Annotated in this window: 19 protein-coding genes; 7 read left to right on the plus strand and 12 right to left on the minus strand. The window is 54.5% G+C overall.

Annotation, left to right across the window (positions count from 1 at the left end):
- Positions 1-139 precede the first annotated feature (139 nt).
- Positions 140-1,171, plus strand: a complete 1,032-nt coding sequence (locus ACN0RL_RS04105) for a zinc-dependent alcohol dehydrogenase family protein (RefSeq protein ID WP_417513985.1) — start codon at positions 140-142, stop codon at positions 1,169-1,171.
- Positions 1,172-1,431: 260 nt separating this feature from the next.
- On the plus strand, positions 1,432-1,776 hold the full coding sequence (locus tag ACN0RL_RS04110) for a NirD/YgiW/YdeI family stress tolerance protein (RefSeq protein ID WP_417513987.1): 345 nt from the start codon (positions 1,432-1,434) through the stop codon (positions 1,774-1,776).
- Positions 1,777-1,937: 161 nt separating this feature from the next.
- On the opposite strand, the gene ACN0RL_RS04115 is transcribed toward ACN0RL_RS04110, so the two are convergent.
- The 3 genes from ACN0RL_RS04115 to guaB form a co-directional block, all read right to left on the minus strand.
- Complete coding sequence (locus ACN0RL_RS04115; RefSeq protein WP_417513989.1) at positions 1,938-2,183, minus strand: EAL domain-containing protein; 246 nt, start codon at positions 2,181-2,183, stop codon at positions 1,938-1,940.
- 75 nt (positions 2,184-2,258) lie between these two features.
- Positions 2,259-3,836 carry a glutamine-hydrolyzing GMP synthase gene (guaA, locus tag ACN0RL_RS04120; protein ID WP_417513991.1) on the minus strand — a complete coding sequence of 526 codons (1,578 nt, stop codon included), beginning with the start codon at positions 3,834-3,836 and terminating at the stop codon, positions 2,259-2,261.
- A gap of 62 nt (positions 3,837-3,898) precedes the next feature.
- Positions 3,899-5,362 carry an IMP dehydrogenase gene (gene guaB / locus ACN0RL_RS04125; protein WP_417513993.1) on the minus strand — a complete coding sequence of 488 codons (1,464 nt, stop codon included), beginning with the start codon at positions 5,360-5,362 and terminating at the stop codon, positions 3,899-3,901.
- Between the two features lie 220 nt (positions 5,363-5,582).
- On the opposite strand from guaB, the gene xseA reads away from it, so the two are divergent.
- The 3 genes from xseA (at position 5,583) to ACN0RL_RS04140 (ending at position 9,285) form a co-directional block, all read left to right on the plus strand.
- Positions 5,583-6,941, plus strand: a complete 1,359-nt coding sequence (xseA, locus tag ACN0RL_RS04130; RefSeq protein ID WP_417513995.1) for an exodeoxyribonuclease VII large subunit — start codon at positions 5,583-5,585, stop codon at positions 6,939-6,941.
- A 111-nt stretch (positions 6,942-7,052) separates the two neighbouring features.
- Complete coding sequence (locus ACN0RL_RS04135) at positions 7,053-8,945, plus strand: propionyl-CoA synthetase (protein ID WP_417513997.1); 1,893 nt, start codon at positions 7,053-7,055, stop codon at positions 8,943-8,945.
- A gap of 130 nt (positions 8,946-9,075) precedes the next feature.
- Positions 9,076-9,285, plus strand: a complete 210-nt coding sequence (locus ACN0RL_RS04140; protein WP_417513999.1) for a cold-shock protein — start codon at positions 9,076-9,078, stop codon at positions 9,283-9,285.
- Between the two features lie 81 nt (positions 9,286-9,366).
- Here ACN0RL_RS04140 and leuA read toward each other — a convergent pair whose 3' ends face one another.
- Positions 9,367-11,073: a 2-isopropylmalate synthase gene (gene leuA, locus ACN0RL_RS04145; protein ID WP_417514001.1), complete on the minus strand. Its 1,707-nt coding sequence runs from the start codon at positions 11,071-11,073 to the stop codon at positions 9,367-9,369.
- A 146-nt stretch (positions 11,074-11,219) separates the two neighbouring features.
- On the opposite strand from leuA, the gene ACN0RL_RS04150 reads away from it, so the two are divergent.
- Positions 11,220-11,717, plus strand: a complete 498-nt coding sequence (locus ACN0RL_RS04150; protein ID WP_417514003.1) for an Lrp/AsnC family transcriptional regulator — start codon at positions 11,220-11,222, stop codon at positions 11,715-11,717.
- Positions 11,718-11,837: 120 nt separating this feature from the next.
- On the plus strand, positions 11,838-13,565 hold the full coding sequence (locus ACN0RL_RS04155) for a proline--tRNA ligase (protein WP_417514005.1): 1,728 nt from the start codon (positions 11,838-11,840) through the stop codon (positions 13,563-13,565).
- Between the two features lie 46 nt (positions 13,566-13,611).
- Here the strand turns inward: ACN0RL_RS04155 and murB are convergent, their stop codons facing one another.
- The 8 genes from murB to ACN0RL_RS04195 are packed head-to-tail and all read right to left on the minus strand — an operon-like array spanning position 13,612 to position 20,030.
- Positions 13,612-14,640 carry a UDP-N-acetylmuramate dehydrogenase gene (gene murB, locus ACN0RL_RS04160; protein ID WP_417514007.1) on the minus strand — a complete coding sequence of 343 codons (1,029 nt, stop codon included), beginning with the start codon at positions 14,638-14,640 and terminating at the stop codon, positions 13,612-13,614.
- Positions 14,637-15,116 carry a low molecular weight protein-tyrosine-phosphatase gene (locus ACN0RL_RS04165; protein ID WP_417514009.1) on the minus strand — a complete coding sequence of 160 codons (480 nt, stop codon included), beginning with the start codon at positions 15,114-15,116 and terminating at the stop codon, positions 14,637-14,639. The genes murB and ACN0RL_RS04165 overlap by 4 nt, the downstream gene beginning before the upstream one ends.
- A complete protein-coding gene (kdsB, locus tag ACN0RL_RS04170) occupies positions 15,113-15,928 on the minus strand; it encodes a 3-deoxy-manno-octulosonate cytidylyltransferase (RefSeq protein WP_417514011.1) in 816 nt (271 codons plus the stop codon). Before kdsB ends, ACN0RL_RS04165 begins: the two co-directional genes overlap by 4 nt.
- Positions 15,929-15,955: 27 nt before the next feature.
- On the minus strand, positions 15,956-16,144 hold the full coding sequence (locus ACN0RL_RS04175; protein WP_417514013.1) for a Trm112 family protein: 189 nt from the start codon (positions 16,142-16,144) through the stop codon (positions 15,956-15,958).
- 19 nt (positions 16,145-16,163) lie between these two features.
- Positions 16,164-17,201: a tetraacyldisaccharide 4'-kinase gene (gene lpxK / locus ACN0RL_RS04180; RefSeq protein WP_417514015.1), complete on the minus strand. Its 1,038-nt coding sequence runs from the start codon at positions 17,199-17,201 to the stop codon at positions 16,164-16,166.
- The gene (msbA, locus tag ACN0RL_RS04185; RefSeq protein ID WP_417514017.1) at positions 17,198-18,976 is read right to left on the minus strand and encodes a lipid A export permease/ATP-binding protein MsbA; all 1,779 of its coding nucleotides are present in this window, start codon (positions 18,974-18,976) and stop codon (positions 17,198-17,200) included. Before msbA ends, lpxK begins: the two co-directional genes overlap by 4 nt.
- A complete protein-coding gene (locus ACN0RL_RS04190) occupies positions 18,973-19,398 on the minus strand; it encodes an ExbD/TolR family protein (RefSeq protein WP_417514019.1) in 426 nt (141 codons plus the stop codon). Before ACN0RL_RS04190 ends, msbA begins: the two co-directional genes overlap by 4 nt.
- A 5-nt stretch (positions 19,399-19,403) precedes the next feature.
- Positions 19,404-20,030: a MotA/TolQ/ExbB proton channel family protein gene (locus ACN0RL_RS04195; RefSeq protein ID WP_417514021.1), complete on the minus strand. Its 627-nt coding sequence runs from the start codon at positions 20,028-20,030 to the stop codon at positions 19,404-19,406.
- Positions 20,031-20,077 lie beyond the last annotated feature (47 nt).

Raw genomic sequence — 20,077 nt, forward strand, 5'->3', positions numbered from 1 at the left:
ATGATGAACCTCATTTTGAGCCCGAAGACCCAACGAACACGATATTGACGTGAATCAAGGACGCTGAATGCAGCCCGTGCATTCTTGAAGGAGCAGTACCTGATATTGGCAGTTTTGAACCGTCAACGGAGGAAGTGTCATGAAAGCATTGGTATTTCACGGTCCCGGCAAACGCAGCTGGGAAGACAAACCCAAACCGGCAATCGAGAAATCCACGGATGCGGTGGTTCGCATAACGCATACAACCATTTGCGGCACCGATCTGCACATATTGAAAGGCGATGTGCCTGCGGTAACACCGGGTCGCATTCTGGGGCACGAAGGCCTGGGGGTTGTGGAAGAGGTAGGTGACGGCGTAAGCAACATCAAGGTTGGCGATGAAGTGCTGATTTCCTGTGTCACTTCCTGCGGTCGCTGCGACTATTGCAAACGCGGCATTTATGCCCATTGCCGTGACGGTGGCTGGATACTCGGTCACCTGATTGACGGAACCCAGGCGGAGTACGTGCGCATCCCCCATGCAGATAACAGTCTGTACCTGCTTCCCGATGAGATGGACCGCGCCGCGGCTGTAATGCTCAGCGATATCTTACCGACAGGGCACGAAATTGGCGCCCTGAACGGAGAGGTGAAACTTGGTGATACGGTGGCCATCGTCGGCGCGGGCCCTATCGGACTGGCGGCATTGATGACCTCGCGTTTCTATTCTCCAGCCCGGATCATCATGATCGACCCGGACGAGAATCGCCTGGCTATGGCCAAAATGCTCGGCGCCACAGACACCATTGCCCGGGATCCAGTTGAAGCTATCAAAAAGATGACCAATGGCGAAGGCGTAGACGTGGCCATGGAGGCAGTAGGTATTCCCGAAACCTTTGATATCTGCCAGAGTATTGTGCGCGCAGGCGGCCACGTGGCCAACATAGGCGTACACGGCAAGAGCGTTGAGTTCAAACTGCAGGATTTGTGGATCAAGAACATCACTCTACGCACTGGCCTGGTGAACACAGACACCATTCCGGTGCTGATGAAAGTGGTCGAGAGTGGCGGCGTGAAGCCCGAGGACCTGGTCACTCACCGCTTCAAACTCGACGAAATCGAAAAAGCCTACGATATATTCAGCGAAGCAGCGAAGGAGAAAGCTATCAAGATGCTGCTGACTGCCGAATAACAATAGCGGTCTTTAGGGAGACTCTGAATAAGTCTCCCTAAAAACAATGCCGCATCGAATTGAGGCGATAGTTGGCCGTTATGAATTCCTGGAACACGCAGACGCAACAGGGGCGGTCTGGCAGCGGTGAGCAACGATCTGGTTGCAAGTGCGCATGATTTGAAAGGTTACATATTTTCAATGTAAAGCGGTTTCGGGAACTGCCTGTTAAGGGCTGAGTCAATAGAGTGTAAGTACACTTTAATCGCCCGAGGTGAATTATGAAAATACGCCATGCCATATTGCCGATCGCGTTGATGTTTGCCTTCCCTGCCAGCCACGCTGTGGCCGATTCCGTTACTCCTATTTCTGCTATTGAACGCGGAATTTCCGTTACCATTAAGGGAGAGGTTATTCGAATTACCGACGAAGACGAGTTCCGGTTGCAAGATGATACGGGTTCCGTGCTGGTGTACATTGGCTGGAGGAATCCGATGAGTGTGAGTACGGGGGATACAGTTACGGTTGAGGGTATGGTTGATAACGACCTGATCAATGCCTTCCGCCCGGAAGTATACGCCCGTAGTATTACCAAAGAAGACGGTACAGTTATAAATCTGAGGTAGTTGCCGGTTAGCCGTGCAAACGGTATGACGACTCCTCGCCAACTGCATAGGCCAACATCTTGAGCTGAACCGTTGGTTTTTCGGGCCACTTGGTGGCCCGGATTAATTAACTGAAGGTGAAGATCGACATTTCAATGGCTTAATTCAACCATTCAGCACTATCATGGATTTTCTGTGTACTTGAAACTGGCCAGCTCTTTGGCCGGTATGGGTTTACTGAAGTAAAAACCTTGTGCAATGTCACACCCAAGTTCCTCTAAAAGACCGAGTTGCTCGCGGGTTTCAACGCCTTCAGCAACAACACGCAGCCCCAGGCTATGGGCCATCGCTATTGTTGCAGTTACCAGGTTACGATCTGCCAGCGCAACAGAGCTTCTGCACCTATGATGCTTCTTTTTTCCCTGCATAAAAAAACCCCCTGTTAAGGAGGCTTTTCATTCTGGCTTCGTTACACTAACTGCGCGACAGTGTCGTGCGGGAAATCACTCCCACTCGATTGTTGCCGGCGGTTTTGAAGACACGTCGTAAGTCACCCGTGATACACCGCTGATTTCATTGATAATGCGGTTGGACACTGTTTCCAGGAGTTGATACGGCAGGTGGGCCCAGCGGGCTGTCATGAAATCGATAGTTTCAACAGCGCGCAGTGCGATCACCCACTCGTAGCGACGGGCATCGCCTACCACACCAACTGACTTTACCGGCAGAAATACGGCAAATGCCTGGCTGGTTTTGTGGTAAAGATCAGCCCGGTGCAACTCTTCCAGGAAGATGGCATCGGCTCGGCGCAGGATATCGGCGTAGTCTTTCTTCACCTCACCCAGAATACGCACACCTAAGCCCGGCCCCGGGAATGGGTGGCGGTATACCATATCGTACGGCAGGCCCAGTTCCAGCCCAATGCGACGCACTTCGTCTTTGAACAGCTCACGCAGGGGCTCTACCAGCTTCAGCTTCATGGTTTCTGGCAGGCCACCCACGTTGTGGTGGGATTTGATCACATGGGCCTTGCCGGTTTTAGAAGCGGCAGACTCGATCACATCCGGATAGATAGTGCCCTGGGCCAGCCAGTTCACATCTTTAATGCGCGTGGCCTCTTCATCGAATACATCAATGAAGGTATTACCAATCACCTTGCGCTTTTGTTCCGGATCGCTAACGCCCTTGAGGTTTGTCAGAAAGCGTTCTTCCGCATCAGCGCGAATAACCTTTACGCCCATGCTGCTGCCAAACATATCCATCACCTGATCGCCTTCGTTCAGGCGCAGCAGGCCGTTGTCGACAAACACACAGGTAAGCTGGTCGCCAATGGCCTTATGCAGAAGCGCTGCCGTTACAGACGAATCCACCCCGCCAGACAAGCCCAGCAACACTTTGTCAGAGCCTACCTGTTCGCGGATCTTTTCCACTGCGTCGTCAACAATCTTGGCAGGAGTCCATAAAGCCTCACAGCCACAGATGTTCATTACGAAGTGCTCGAGAATGCGCTTGCCCTGCAGGGTATGCGTCACTTCCGGGTGGAATTGCAGGCCGTAAAGGTTACGCGACAGATCCTGCATCGCTGCGATAGGCGCGCTCTCTGTAGAAGCCAGCAATTCGAAGCCCTCGGGCATAGCCACAACTTTGTCACCATGGCTCATCCACACGTCCAGCAGCGACTCACCTGTTACTGTCAGGTGGTCAGTGATGTCCTGAAGCAACGGCCCTTTGGCACGCACTTTTACCTGAGCATAACCGAACTCGCGCTTTTCGGAGCTGGCTACCCGGCCGCCCATCTGCTCGGCCATGGTTTGCATGCCATAGCAAATACCCAGCACCGGAATACCAAGATCAAACAGCCCCTCAGGGGCGCGTGGGCCACCCAGTTCAGTGACCGATTCCGGCCCACCCGCCAGCAGAATGCCTTTAGGGTTGAACGCCTGCAGTTCTTCTTCAGTGATATCGAAAGCGCGAACCTCACAATACACACCGATTTCACGTACGCGGCGGGCAATCAGCTGAGTGTATTGGGAACCAAAATCCAGAATCAGGATACGGTGGTCGTGAATGTTGTGGGCCATAGAATCCTCGAAGAAAATAAGCTGTGCGGCTCCGGTCAGAGCCGCACCCGGGCTGTCTGCTCTTAGCTGACGCGGTAGTTTGGCGCTTCTTTGGTGATGGTTACGTCGTGTACATGGCTTTCACGCATACCGGCGCCAGTAATGCGCACAAAACGGGGCTTGGTGCGCATCTCTGTCATGTCTGCACTTCCGGTATAGCCCATAGACGCGCGCAGGCCACCGATTAACTGATGGATGATATTGCGCATAGGCCCTTTGCAGGCAACACGGCCTTCAATGCCTTCCGGCACAAGCTTCTCAATACCTTTACTGGCATCCTGGAAGTACCGGTCACTGGAGCCCTGCCCCATGGCACCCAGCGAACCCATGCCGCGGTAAGCCTTGTAGCTGCGCCCCTGATAAAGCTCGATTTCACCGGGAGCTTCATCAGTACCGGCAAGCAGGCTGCCGATCATGACGCAGTGAGCGCCGGCAACGATAGCCTTGGAAATATCGCCGGAAAAGCGCACACCACCATCAGCAATCAGTGGAATGTCACGGTCTTTCAGTGCTTCAGCGACACTGGACACTGCCGAAATCTGCGGCACGCCCACGCCAGCCACAATGCGAGTGGTGCAGATAGAACCGGGGCCGATGCCCACTTTAACAGCATCTGCACCGGCATCGGCCAGAGCTAGAGCAGCTTCAGCAGTAGCAATGTTGCCACCGATTACCTGTACGTCAGGGTAGTTTTCCTTGATCCAGCGAACCCGTTCAATCACGCCGCGAGAGTGGCCGTGGGCGGTATCGACAACGATCACGTCGACGCCGGCATCTGCCAGTGCAACAACCCGCGCTTCGGTATCACCTCCGGTACCAACTGCAGCACCTACTCGCAAACGCCCCTGGCTGTCTTTACATGCCAGAGGGTAATCTTTGGATTTCTGGATGTCTTTCGCGGTGATAAGACCCCGGAGCTGGAAATCGTGATTCACCACCAGAACTTTTTCGATGCGGTGGCGATGCAGCAGCTCTTTCACTTCGTCCAGGCTCGCGCCCTCGTTTACCGTAACCAGCTTCTCTTTCGGTGTCATTATCTGATGCACCGGTGTATCCATACTGCTTTCGAAACGAATGTCACGGCCGGTAACGATGCCAACCAGCTCGGTTCCGTCAACGACGGGCAATCCGGAAATGTTGTTCGCCATGGTGATTTCCACCAGCTCACGAACGGTGTTTTTCGGGCTTACAGTAATCGGGTCTTTTACCACGCCACTTTCGAACTTTTTCACCCTGCGCACTTCAGCAGCCTGCTGATCAGGGTTCATGTTCTTGTGCATAATGCCAATGCCGCCTTCCTGCGCCATGGCAATCGCCAATTCTGCGTCGGTTACCGTGTCCATGGCCGCAGAGACCAGCGGTATGTTCAGCGTAATGTTCCGGGTCAGTCTGGTGCGCAGATCCGCCTGATGGGGCAACACCTCGGAATAACCGGGTACCAGCAGAACGTCATCAAATGTGAGAGCTTCTTCGGCAATTCGCAGCATTGGGATAGGCCTTTTGAACGTGCTAAATTTAAACCTTCCGTGCGGCACCTCTGGATAAAGAGGGTGCAGCCGCAAAGTAAAACGCGTAATCGACCTATTATAAAGAGGTGTCGCAGGTCAGTAAACTGCGCAGTTCATCGTCACAAACCGCATGCGCTTGAAATTCCAGCACTTTACATTCATATTTTTCGGCTATTGCGTATAAGCCGGTCAGGAGTTTTTGGTGAACAACGTGTTTCAGGATACCCGGCCCAGAGCGTTGAGCGTCAGCGAACTGAACCATCAGGCCAGGCACTTGCTGGAATCCAGCTTTATGCAGGTCTGGGTTGAAGGCGAGTTATCAGGTTTTTCACGGCCTTCGTCCGGCCACTGGTATTTTTCCCTGAAAGACCGGAAGTGCCAGATTCGCTGCGCCATGTTCCGCGGGCTGAACCAGCGCATTCGCGACATACCGAAAGAAGGTGACCAGGTTCGCATTCGCGGCAAGGTGACCCTCTACGAAAACCGGGGTGACTTTCAGATTATTGTCGAGCACATTGAGCCTGCAGGCCTTGGCGCGCTGCAGCAGGCCTTTGAGGAATTAAAGCGCAAGCTTCAAACAGACGGCCTGTTTGAAGCAGGCCGAAAAAAACCGATCCCCACCCTGCCCGCACACATTGGTGTTATTACCTCGCCAACTGGCGCTGCCATACACGATATTCTTACGGTTCTGGCCCGGCGCTGCCGTGCCATTCCGGTTACGCTCTACCCGACAACCGTGCAGGGCAAGCCGGCTACGGCAGAAATTGTCCGGGCCATTGAACTGGCACAGGCTCACGGCGTAGCCGACGTGCTGATCATCGGGCGTGGCGGTGGCTCGCTGGAGGATCTCTGGTGCTTTAACGAAGAAACGGTGGCACGCGCAATCGCAACCTGCACCATCCCTACCGTCAGCGCTGTTGGCCATGAAACTGACGTTACCATCGCTGACTTCGTAGCAGACCTTCGGGCACCCACGCCCTCCGCCGCCGCGGAAAAAGTATCGCCCGACCAACGAGACATGCTCCGGCAGATCAATGACCGGGAATTCCGTTTGGCAAACGCTGCCCGGAGAGCGCTTCAACGACTGAACACCAAGCTCGAGCACCTTGCAGCGCGCTTACGCGATCCGCGAAGAGAACTTCTGGAAAAGGCTCAGCGCCTGGATGACCTCGAACTTCGGTTAGGCAAAGCCATGGAGCAACGTCTGGACCGTTCACAGGTGCGCAGAACTCACCTGGCTCAACGATTGGCGATGCAATCTCCCGGCAAGCAGCTGGCAAACAGTCGCGAAGCCCTCGAACGATCTGCCTCACAACTGGATAAAGCCCTACAACGAATCCTCGCGAGACTACAGGACCGGCTGGAGCACACTGCAGCAACCCTGAACGTGGTAAGCCCTCTGGCCACACTGGGGCGCGGGTATGCCATCGTTCGCGATGAACATGGCAACATCATCCGCAACGCGGGCAATGTAGCTGTGGGGGACCGGATTTCCGCGCGCCTGGCAATCGGAACCGTCACGGCCGAAGTAAAGTCTGCAAACCCGGATAACCGGTAACCTCAAAACGCCGGAGACTAATCCTATGGTCTACTGGATCACTATCTCAAAGCGCCTAAAGTTGGAGATACTGACAACAGAATAACAACAGGCACAATGAGGTAGAAAGGTATGGACTACCACTCAGAATTCCGGAGATCGATTGACAAGCCGGAAGAGTTCTGGCGTGAACAGGCAGCGAGCATTGACTGGATAAAGCCACCCGGGACCATCTGGCAAGCCACAGACAACGGCCATGGCCAATGGTTTCCTGACGGCATGCTTAATACGTCCGATATAGCCCTGGATGCAAATGTCCGTGCTGGCCGTGGCGATCAGAAAGCCCTCATATATGATTCGCCGGTTACGGGCGCCAAACTCAGCTATACATATAGCGAGCTTACCGACGAGGTTGCCCGTTTTGCCGGGGCCTTGAAGGCGCAGGGGATCAAAAAGGGCGACGTGGTAATCATCTATATGCCGATGATTCCGGAAGCTGCCATTGCGATGTTGGGCTGTGCCCGTATTGGCGCTGTTCATTCAGTGGTTTTTGGCGGCTTTGCAGCCCACGAGCTCGCGGTGCGAATTGAAGATGCCCAACCCAAAGCAGTCATTACGGCGTCCTGCGGCATAGAGGTCACGAAAGTAATCGAGTACAAGCCTCTGGTAGACAAAGCCATTGAACAGGCCTCACACAAGCCTGACTTCTGCATTGTTTATCAGCGCCCGCAGGCTAACGCCCGGATGCAGGATGGGCGAGATCATGACTGGAGTGATCTGATGGCCAGTGCCGAGCCGGCAGAGCCCGTGCCAGTGAAGGCGACAGACCCGCTTTACGTGCTCTACACCTCCGGCACTACAGGCAAACCAAAGGGGGTGGTAAGAGACAACGGCGGCCATGCCGTCGCCCTCAAGTACAGCATGAACCTGGTGTATGACGCCAAACCAGGCGACATTTTCTGGGCGGCTTCGGATGTGGGCTGGGTGGTAGGCCACAGTTATATTGTGTATGCCCCGCTATTCGCTGGTTGCACAACCATACTTTATGAAGGCAAGCCGGTCAGAACGCCTGATGCAGGTGCTTTCTGGCGGGTAGTTCAGGACCACGGCGTCAACCTTCTGTTCACTGCCCCTACCGCTTTTCGCGCAGTGCGCAAGGAAGACCCGGAAGCTGACCAGCTTTCCCGTTATGACATCAGCTCATTGCGCCGTATTTTCCTTGCCGGTGAACGCCTGGACCCCCCGACTTATGAGTGGCTCCGGGAACACACACAGCTGCCGATACTGGATCATTGGTGGCAAACAGAAACCGGATGGGCAATTTGCTGCAACCCTGTCGGGATCGAAACCATGGTCACCAAACCGGGCTCCGCAACCGTTCCTTCCCCGGGCTATAACGTTCAGGTTGTGAGCCCCGATGGCAGCCAGATGCCAGCGGGAGAGCAAGGCCAGATTGCGGTGAAACTGCCACTTCCGCCCGGCTGCCTGATCACTGTCTGGGGCGATGACCAGCGATTCCAGGACAGTTATCTCAACTCTATTCCCGGCTTTTACAGCTCTGGCGACGGCGGCTTTATAGACGAGGATGGCTATGTTTTCGTAATGGGCCGTACCGATGATGTGATTAACGTCGCAGGACATCGTCTCTCTACCGGTGAGATGGAAGAAGTGGTTGCCTCACACCCGGCTGTCGCCGAATGCTGTGTGGTGGGTGCACACGACGATATGAAAGGCCAGATCCCACTCGGCCTGGTGCTTATCAAAGATGGCGCCACCATTGATCATGACGAGCTTGAGGAAGAGCTTGTCGAGATGGTGCGGGATAAAATCGGGGCTATTGCCTGTTTTCGCAGGGCTTTAGTGGTAGACCGCCTGCCAAAGACCCGCTCCGGTAAAATCCTGCGGCGGGTTATCCGTCAGATTGCTGATGGCGAAGAATATGCCGTTCCCAGCACCATTGATGATCCGGCGATTCTCGAAGAGATCAGCGAGCAGTTCGGTCACAGTTCATTCAAAAAAACCTAACATGTTGTTTTTGAATGATTTAAAAGCACTCAAAAAACATTGACGACCTCCAAACTCGGTCTATACTGAAAATGCTGTGGAAAATCTTCAGTGCCCCGTGGGGGAAATCTCAGAAATACAGGAAAGATCAATGTCCGATACAAAAACAGGCACAGTAAAGTGGTTTAACGAGTCCAAGGGCTTCGGTTTTATAGCTCAGGATGGTGGCAGTGACGTCTTCGTACATTACAGCGCCATTACCTCGAGCGGCTTCCGCACTCTGACAGAAGGTCAGCAAGTGCAGTTCACCGTCACACAGGGCCCCAAAGGCCCCCAGGCGGAAAACGTGACCCCGGTCTGAGGCCCTTGCTCGCCCTCTACCCCTCACGGGCATGAGAAATACAAAAACGCCGGCACTCGTGCCGGCGTTTTTGTGTGCTGGTCAAGCGCTTATCGCGCGCTCCGTGGTATCTCCCTGGCTATTTCCCGTCTCTGCAACCTCACCTGCAGCCTGGGCAACAGCTGAAAACAGCGCCTGCAAAGTTGCGGAGGTGGTGTCCTCAGCCAGCGCAGCAGCACTGCAATGCTTTCCGCCTGCAGTCAGACGGATGCAGGCCAGAGCATTGGCACGCGTGCCCTCTCCCAACGCAAATTCGTCATAGGCTTCTACCGCTATTTTAAACCCGAAACGCTTCTCCAGCGCTGCAGAAACCGCTTCCACCGCACCAAGGCCGCGACCTTCAAGGCGCACAGGATCCGACTCCTGACCAAAGGTTACTTCGGCAAACACACCCTGATCGTCTCTGTGCAGATCATAGGCACGCAAGGCCCATTCGTCATGAACCTTCAGATAACGCCGCTCGAACAGGCTGTGGATGGACATTGAGTCAATCTCACCCCCGTTAGTCTCTGCAGCCTTCTGAACAACCTTGCTGAATTCAATTTGTAACCAGCGCGGCAGGCTGATGTTGTAATCCCGCTCAAGAACGTAGGCAACTCCACCCTTGCCCGATTGGCTGTTGATGCGCACAACCTCTTCATATCGACGCCCCAGGTCGAACGGATCTATGGGTAAATAGGCCACATTCCAGGCGTCTCCATCTTTCCTGAGCGCCAGGCATTTGCGAATCGCGTCCTGATGGCTTCCTGAGAATGCCGTAAAAACCAGTTCGCCCGCGTAAGGGTGGCGCGGATGGGTTGAGATTTCAGTGCAGGCTTCAACAACCTCGGTAATCTCCGCCATGCCGGACAAATCCAGCTCCGGATCAATGCCCTGGGAATACAGGTTCATGGCCATGGTCACCAGGTCCATATTGCCTGTGCGCTCTCCGTTACCCATCAAGGTTCCTTCAACACGATCTGCACCGGCCATAACAGCGAGTTCTGCCGCTGCCACACCACACCCTCTGTCGTTGTGCGTGTGAACACTGATGCTGACATGCTCGCGCCGGCGGATTTTGTCACAAACCCATTCGATCTGGTCGGCAAACACATTTGGCGTCGCCATTTCAACGGTGGCGGGCAGGTTGATGATAACCGGCTGCCCCTCGTCCGGGCGCCAAACCCCGGTTACCGCATCAATGACTTCGACCGCAAAGTCCAGCTCGGTGCCGGTGAAGCTCTCCGGGGAGTACTGAAATGTCCACTCGGTGTCCGGGTAGCGCGCCGCAAAATCCTTGACCAGCTGAGCACCGTTAACCGCGATATCACAGATTCCCGCACGATCCAGCCCGAACACCTGTTCCCGCTGTACCGTCGATGTAGAGTTATAAACGTGAACAATGGCGCTGCGAGCGCCCCGCAACGCCTCATAAGTGCGCTCGATCAACTCGGGCCGGGCCTGGGTCAGCGCCTGAATTTTCACATCGTCAGGAATGCGGTTTTCTTCAATCAGCTTGCGACAGAAATCGAAATCCGGCTGGCTGGCCGCCGGAAAACCGATCTCGATTTCCTTGAACCCCAGCTTCACAAGCAAATCGAACATGCGTTGTTTCTGGGCAACATTCATGGGCTTTACCAGAGCCTGGTTGCCATCGCGAAGATCCACAGCACACCAGGTCGGTGCCTTTTCGATGACCTTATCAGGCCAGCGGCGATCTGTTTTTGCTACCGGCCGGAAGGCCGCGTATTTGCGATGATCAAAAGCCATGTCGGTGGTTCTCCGTTACGTTTCTCGGGTTTGCATCAATACCATCTAGCTTAACCTGTTCTCTGAAGCATGTGATTGCTAACTCGAGGGCAAAAGCGTAATTTAAGGGTCATATATTTTAATTATACTTATATAGAGGCAATTTTATGCCCATAAAATCCGAAACACTCGTACCAATTGATAAAACCGACCGGCGCATTCTGGCCCAGATCCAGAAAGATGCTTCCCTCACCAACCAGCAGCTTGCGGAAAAAGTGGGGCTATCGCCCTCCCCATGTCTGAGGCGGGTGCGGGCGCTGGAGGATGCGGGCATCATTGTGCGCACGGTGACGGTTCTTGATCACAAGAAACTGGGCCTTTCGCTGACCGCCATTATTCTGATTGGAATGGACAGGCACACGCCTGAACGCTTCGCAGCGTTTGAAGAACAGGTCGGCGAATACCCTGAGGTTCTGGAATGCTATCTGGTTACCGGCCACGACGCAGACTACATGTTGAAAGTGGTGGTACCGGATATGGAGCACTACCATCATTTTCTGCTCAACAGGATTACCCGAATTCAGGGCGTGAGCGGCGTTCATTCAAGCTTCGTACTGAAGCGTGTTATCGACAGCACAGCTCTGCCTCTGGGGTACTTATCCTGATACCGCGCTCCCTCACCGGATAACCTCATTCGCCATCTGTACCTTGTGCGACAGGCTCCGTACAATAACCATCACTTTACCAAGTACCAATCTACGCAACTCCAATGAACGGAAACCACAATGCGAGCAAGCCGTTACCTGATTGCAACCCAGAAAGAGACACCCTCTGACGCGGAGGTTATCAGCCACCAATTGATGCTGCGTGCCGGTCTGATCCGGAAACTGGCGGCTGGCCTTTATACCTGGATGCCAATGGGCCTGAGAACCCTGCGCAAGGTTGAGCGAATTGTTCGGGAAGAAATGGACAAGAGCGGTGCGCAGGAAGTTCTTATGCCCGCAGTCCAGCCTGCGGAACTGTGGCAGGAATCCGGTCGCTGGGAGCAATACGGTGGCGAACTGCTGCGAATGAACGACCGCCATGGCCGTGAATTCTGCTTCGGGCCCACCCACGAAGAAGTTATTACCGATCTGATCCGCAATGAGCTGAAAAGCTACAAGGAGTTGCCCGCAAACTTCTATCAGATCCAAACCAAGTTCCGCGACGAACGTCGTCCACGTTTCGGTGTCATGCGCGCCCGGGAGTTCATCATGAAAGATGCCTACTCCTTTCATGTGAGCGCGGAATCTCTGGATGAAACCTACCAGATTATGCACCGCACCTACTGCGCCATTTTTGATCGCCTGGGTCTGGATTACCGCCCGGTACAGGCAGACTCCGGGGCTATTGGCGGCAGTGCATCCCACGAATTCCACGTTCTCGCTTCGTCTGGCGAGGACGACATCGTATTCAGCACAGACAGCGATTACGCTGCCAACATTGAGAAGGCTGAAGCCGTTGCTCCATCCGGCGATCGCTCAGCGCCGGCAGAAGACTTGCAAGAAGTAGCAACGCCGGACCAGCGTACCATTGAGGCTATCTCGCAATTTCTCAGTATTGACGCCACCCGCACGGTAAAGACCTTACTGGTTAAAGCCGAAGCAGACGATGAAGGTAATGCGGGCCTCATCGCCTTGATATTGCGTGGCGATCATACACTGAACGAAATCAAGGCAGAGAACCTGGAAGGTGTGGCCGAACCTCTGACCATGGCAACCGACGAAGAGATCGAAGCGGCAATCGGTTGCAAAGCGGGCTCAATTGGCCCGGTAAACCTGCAGGTGCCGGTTATTGTGGATCGCAGCGCAGCTCATCTGGCCGATTTTGTATGCGGCGCTAACAGGGAAGGCTACCACCTGACCGGCGTTAACTGGGAGCGGGATCTGCCGCTTGGCCGGGTTGAAGATATCCGCAACGTTGTAGAAGGCGACGCCAGCCCTGATGGCAAGGGTACGCTGGAGATACGCAGAGGCATTGAAGTCGGCCATATTTTCAAACTGGGCAACAAATACAGCACCGCCATGAACGCCACGGTACTTGATGAAAATGGAAAAACCGTGATTATGGACATGGGCTGCTACGGTATTGGTGTTTCTCGCATCGTTGCTGCCTCAATCGAACAGAACCACGATGACAAAGGCATTATCTGGCCTGATGCCATTGCCCCGTTCCAGGTGGCTATTGTTACGCTCAATGCCCATAAAACGCCTATCGTGGCCGAAGCCGGTGAGAAACTCTACGAGCAGTTAACGCAGGCTGGCTATGATGTCCTGCTGGACGACCGCAAGGAGCGCCCCGGCGTGAAGTTCGCCGACATGGAGTTGATCGGCATTCCTCATCGTTTCGTTATTTCCGATCGTGGGCTTACCGCTGGCACTCTTGAGTACAAAGGGCGCAGAGACACTGAAAAGCAGGATATCGCAATCGAGGACGCACTCGGGCTCCTTATCAAGGCATCGCCTGTTAAATAACATCAGGCTCCGGCAGGCTGGCGGCTGAGTGTTCAGATATGGACATTCAGCCGCCTACGATGCCCGGCTCCATTTCCAGATCTACATCAAAGCGTTTCTTTACCGACTGGCGAATATCCGAGGCCAACTCAAGCACATCCTGGCCCGCCCCACCCGAATGGTTGATCAACACCAGTGCCTGACGGTTGTGAACGCCAACGCGGGCATTCCGATAACCTTTCCATCCACACTGATCTATCAACCAGGCTGCTGCCAGCTTGACCGTATCTTTCTGCAGATAGCCGACGACGTCCGGATGTTCGGCCTGCAACCTGCTGAACTGTTCGGCAGAGACCACAGGGTTTTTGAAAAAACTGCCAACGTTCGGAATAATGTCCGGGTCCGGCAACTTGCGGCGACGGATCGCCATCACGGCCTCGGCGACTGCCAGCACATCGAGATCCTGAGAAACCGTTTCCCCCAGATACTCCTGAAGGTCTTTGTAGCCAAGTTGCAAAGGCTTCTCGCGGGACAGGCGCAACCGGATCTCGGTGATGATGTAACGGCCGGGCGAGCGCTTGAACAAACTGTCGCGGTAGGCAAAACCGCATTGCGCGTTATCCAGGCATACAACCTCGTTGAGTTTACGATCCAACGCAGTTACTGAAACCAGCGTATCGCAAAGTTCAACACCATAGGCGCCTATGTTCTGAACCGGCGCTGCGCCGGCGGTTCCGGGTATCAACGCAAGGTTTTCAATACCCCTGTACCCTGACCCGGCGGCATACAACACCGCCTCATGCCAGCTTTCACCAGCACCCAACACAAGTGTCGCCCCCGTGTCGTCCACCTGTTCCCAGTGACGCGCAGCTATCTGCATGCGGATAACGAGGCCGCTGAAGTCTCCGGCAAAAACCAGGTTACTGCCACTGCCAAGTACCAGTGTCCGGACCTCATTCTTTTCAGCCCACGCCAGTGCCCGACGCACATCATCCAGGCTCACAACATCCATGTAGTATCTTGCAGTTGCGGATACGCGCAGAGTATTGAGCTCGGTAAGCCCGACATTTTTCTGCAGTTCCGCACACGTTTTCACGCGAAACGCTCCTTAATATCGACGAGCAAGCCCTCGCCTGCCTCTTCAATCAGGTCAAGCACCTCTTCGAATCCGTCCTCGCCACCGAAATAGGGATCTGGCACCTCAGCCAGACTGGAGCGACCGTATTCCAGAAACAGTGTGGGTTGTGTACCCCCATTCTGGTGCCAGATATCTTTTACATCAGCCAGATTCTGGCGATCCATCACAACCACGTAGTCGAAGGTATCCAGATCTTTTTCGGTAAATTGACGAGCCTTGAGCATGCTTATATCAACGCCCCGCTTCACCGCAGCTTCCTGTGATCGCAGATCAGGCCCCTTTCCTATGTGCCAGTTGCTGGTGCCACAGGAATCGATGTGTACCCGGTCTTGCAATCCGGCCTGCTCTACCAGTTTGCGAAAAACGCCTTCTGCAGTCGGTGAACGACAGATATTACCCAGACACACAAAAAGCACACTGGCGGGCTTGCTCATACCCCCTTTACTCCTTTTTCATCAGATTTGGTCATCCAGGCTCTGACCCGCTGCAGGTCTGCTTCGGTATCAACGCCTGGCGGTGGCGTACCGGCCGCTACCTCAACGTGAATCCGTGCACCGTTATAAAGTGCACGGAGCTGTTCCAGTGACTCAGCCTGCTCAGCAGGCGCCGGTGCCCAGCTGACAAAGCGACTGAGTACACTGGCGCGGTATCCATAAATGCCTATATGCCGAAAATACCCGGCACCGTCCCTCAGCGCAGATCCCGCATTCGGGCCCGAAAGGTTGCCCTCGCGCATATCGCTCCAATGGTCCCGTGCCCAGGGAATGGGTGCCCGGCTGAAGTAATGCGCCATACCCTCCAGATCAAAAACCACTTTTACAACATTGGGGTTGAACACCTGCTCAATGTCGTGGAGCCGCTCACAGAGTGTCGCGATGGCAGCCTCCGGGTAGCGTTCGAGGTTGTCGGCAACCTGGTCTATCAACCGTGGCGGGATCAAGGGCTCATCGCCCTGAACATTAACAACGCGGTGGTCCGCATCGAGCCCGAGTTTGCGCACAACTTCTTCCAGACGATCGGTACCGCTGACATGATTGGGTGATGTCATCACAACTTCGGCACCAAACGCCTCGCAGGCAACCTGGATACGGGAGTCGTCCGTTGCAACGACAACGCGGCCTGCCCGGCTCTCGGATGCGCGCTCACAAACGTGCTGGATCATGGGTTTGCCGGCGATATCCAGCAGCGGCTTACCGGGCAATCGTGTAGAGGCATAGCGGGCCGGAATCACAACCGTAAACGACATGGGGCTTCGATCCTGCAGAGAGATGGCTCAGTTTTTGTGAAGGCGCTCATCAGTGGAAAGTGTGCGGGCCTCGGCGGCCAGCATGACAGGAATACCTTCGCGTATAGGGAATGCCATGGCGTCCTGATAGCAAACCAGTTCAGTTCTGGCCTCATTGAGTTTCAGATCACCTTTACAGACAGGACAGGCCAACAAGGCCAAAAGTTTTTTATCCATAATTCAGTCTCACTGACAGTTAAGAAGTCGATGGCCCGCTGCACGCCCGCAGTTTCGCAAGCACAGCCTCTGAAAACGCCTTGGGCAGCTCCGCTTCAACATAGAGTACCCAGGCGTTATCCGGGGCGAAACCACGGCATTTGACCCCGTCTTTAGCCGTCATTACGAGCATGTGACCGGATTCGGTGCCGAGATCTTCAGGGCGGAAACGATGATGGTCGGGAAAAGGCACGGCAATTAATTTTGCGCCCAGCGCCTTCAGGGTATCAAAAAAGCGTGTCGGGTTTCCGATACCGGCGATTGCACGGATTTTCTGGCCCTGAAGGCTTTCGGGTGATCGGGTCTCACCTGTTTTCAGATTGACCAGGCGCGTTGGCTTCAGGCGCATGGCATACATTTGGGGATGCGCAATGCCCGCGAACGAGTGCAATGGTACAAGGCCGTTCTCGTCGGCCGTATCGGTGCCGTTAACAACAACAAAATCCACGCTGTTCAGACGGCTTACAGGTTCACGCAGGGGCCCGACCGGAATCAAGGCACCATTACCAATGCCGCGGGCGCCATCAAACACAGCCAGTTCGATATCCCTCGGCAACCGATAATGCTGAAGCCCGTCATCACTGATGAGGACGTCGCCCAGGGCATTATCCAACGCAAATGCTGCACCCCGGCGCCGATCCGGATCAACCACAACCGGCACGCTGGTTGCCTGGGCCAGCATTACAGGTTCGTCCCCTGCAAGCGCCGGCAGGGTGTCTTCGGTCACCAGAAGCGGGTACCCGGCCGATTTGCCGCCATAACCTCGGCTAAGAATAACCGGCCGCCAACCGGCAGACCGGATTTCATCGACAAGCCAGGCCGTTAATGGAGATTTTCCTGTACCACCGGCGGTGATGTTACCCACAACCACTACGGGCACAGGAAGTTTCTGGACATAGGCATCATGGGCTTTTTGCCGCCGCGCATCAGAGACCGCCCGGTAAATCCAGGAAAACGGCGACAGAATAAGGAGTGGGCGACCCTTACCGTACCAAAGGCGCTCTATGAGGGAAGTCATGACTGCTCACTGAACTGCATCTGATGTAGCTGAGCGTAGGCACCGCTACGGGCAAGCAGCTCGTCATGGGCACCAGATTCAATAATACGACCGTTTTCCATAACGAGAATCCGGTCTGCCTTCTCAATTGTCGAAAGCCTGTGGGCAATTACCAACGTAGTCCTGCCCTGGATAACCATTTCCAGCGCTTCCTGAATATGACGTTCCGATTCGCTGTCCAGTGCTGATGTCGCCTCGTCGAGAATCAGGATGGGCGCGTCCTTAAGCAATGCTCTGGCAATTGCCAGGCGTTGTCGCTGTCCGCCAGAGAGCATTACGCCGTTGTCTCCGATCATGGTATCGAGGCCATCCGGCATGCGATCGATAAATTCCAGTGCATGAGCTTTCTCAGCGGCTTCGCGGATTTCTTCTCTGGAGCAGTTCCGGAGTGCACCGTAAGCTATGTTGGCTGCGATAGAATCGTTAAAAAGCACAACGTTCTGAGTAACCAGGGCAATCTGGGATCGTAGTGCCTTGAGAGAAAAGTCTTTCAGGGAATGCCCGTCAATCCGGATATCACCATCGGTATACTCGTAGAATCTTGGCAGCAGGCTCACCATTGTTGACTTTCCGCTACCTGAACGCCCCACCAGCGCTACACTCTTCCCTGCCGGAATTTCAACGGAAATACCTTTCAGCACATCGTCGAGCTGGTCCCGGTAGCGGAAGGAAACGTTGTCAAACTCAATAACCCCTTCGACGCGTTCGGGCGCATAGGAACCGGGATCCTGCTCCGGAACCTCATCAATCGTTTCAAATACATCGTAGGCAGCTGCTACGCCTTTCTGGATCTTGGCATGAACCGAGGTAACCTGGCGGATTGGCTTGGCCATGGTTGTGGCGGCTGTAATAAACGCCACCAACTGGCCTGTTGTCATCTCGCCGCGTATCTCTGGTGCAAGCATGGTCCACACGAGCGCGGCAATGGCAATTGCTACCAGTGTCTGGATAACGGGAACACTGATAGCCTGGGTAGACGCCATCTTTAGACTTTGCTTTAAGTTATTATCATTAACTTTCTGAAAACGTTGCTTTTCATACTCTGTTCCACCAAAAGTACGAACGACCCGGTAACCGGCAATCGACTCCGACGCCACGTGGGTGATGTCCCCCATGGAGCCTTGAATGCGCTGACTGATCTTGCGAAAGCGCTTGCTCGCATAGCTGACGACTGCTGCGATCAGCGGGCCGACGGCGAGAAACACCAGCGTCAGTTTCCAGTTTGTATAGAGCATGAACCCGAGCAGACCCACAATTGTCAGGCCTTCCCTCAGGGTTATGGTTATGGCGTTGGTTGCGGCTTCCGCCACTTGCTCGACGTTAAAAGTGAGCTTTGACACCAGCCTTCCGGCGGCGTTTTCATCAAAATACCGGGATGGGAGCGTCATCAGACGGTTGAACACGTCATTCCGGAGCGCATTGATAACCTGCCGCCCCACGTAACTGATGAAATACTGGCTCATGAAGGTTCCAACACCACGGAAAGAAAACACCCCGACAATCAGAAACGTCAGTAGCAACCGATTCTGCTGCGTCGGATTTTCAATGGCAGCAATGACATACTCCATGGCGGCTGCCATTCCAGTGGAGGCCGCGGCATAAATTACATTGCCAACTACAGCCAGAGAAAATGCCAGCCAGAAGGGCTTTACGTAAGTCAGCAGTCGCTTGTAGGTCGGCCAGCTTTCGCCAGCCTTGACGCTTTTTGGATCAGGTAGCGGCTCAGCAAGACTCACTGACTGTCTGCCTCACGCTCAGTGGTAATGCTCAGCCTGGAGAAGCCCAGGCGACCTGCCACGTCCATTGCCCGGACAACATACTCATGGGGAGTGCGGGCATCCGCAGTGATAATAAACGGCAGGCCGGTTTCGCCTTCGGCCAACTCACTCACTCCCCGCTCCAACGTCTCACGGCGGTTATTGACCAGGGCCTTGTTGTTAAGAACGTACTGCCCCTCTGCGTTGATCACGACGTCGATTTGCTTCAACTCCGCGGGCGAAGCAGGCTCGCCACTGGCTTCGGGCAATTCCACCTGCAAATGACTTTCCCGGGTGAACGTCGTAGAGACCATAAAGAAAATCAGCAGCAGGAAAACCACATCGATCAGCGGCGTCAGATCTACTCCGACTTCCTGACTTCTCTGGCGTGTGAACTTCACAGTGCTCAGGCCCCTTCCACGTCGATTTCGCGATCACCATGAACAACTTCAACAAGTTTGATGGCTTCCTGCTCCATGCCAACAACAAGCTCGTCTACCCGCCGGATGAAATACCGGTGACAGATCAGTGCCGGGATAGCAACAGTAAGGCCAGCTGCCGTAGTGATCAAAGCCTCGGAAATGCCACCTGCGAGGTTTCCGGCGTTGCCTACACCTGCAAGCTGAATTTCAGCAAACACCTTGATCATGCCGATCACGGTACCCAAAAGGCCAAGCAGAGGGGTGATGGTTGCAACGGTACCCAGAGGGTTCAGGAATCGCTCCAGGTCGTGTATCACCTGGCTGGCTTCGTGCTCAATGCTTTCCTTCATGATCTCACGGCCATGCTTGGCATTGATCAGTCCGCCAGCGAGAACACGGCCCATCGGTGAAGAGCTTTGCAGCGCTTTCAGCTTACGACCATTAAGTTCTTTTTTCTTGATCCAGCGCCACAGTTCGTTAATCGTCTGAGGCGGTGCGACCCGGGATGCTCTCAGTGTCCAGAATCGCTCCAGAATAATCGCAAGCGCCAGAATGGAACAGGCAACGATTGGCACCATCAGAATGCCACCAGCTTTCAACAGCTCGAACACGCTTGATCTCCCTGATTGTTTACAAGCCGCGCTACTTTAGCATAGCT

The organism is Marinobacter sp., from assembly GCF_048259445.1.
Classification (GTDB): domain Bacteria; phylum Pseudomonadota; class Gammaproteobacteria; order Pseudomonadales; family Oleiphilaceae; genus Marinobacter.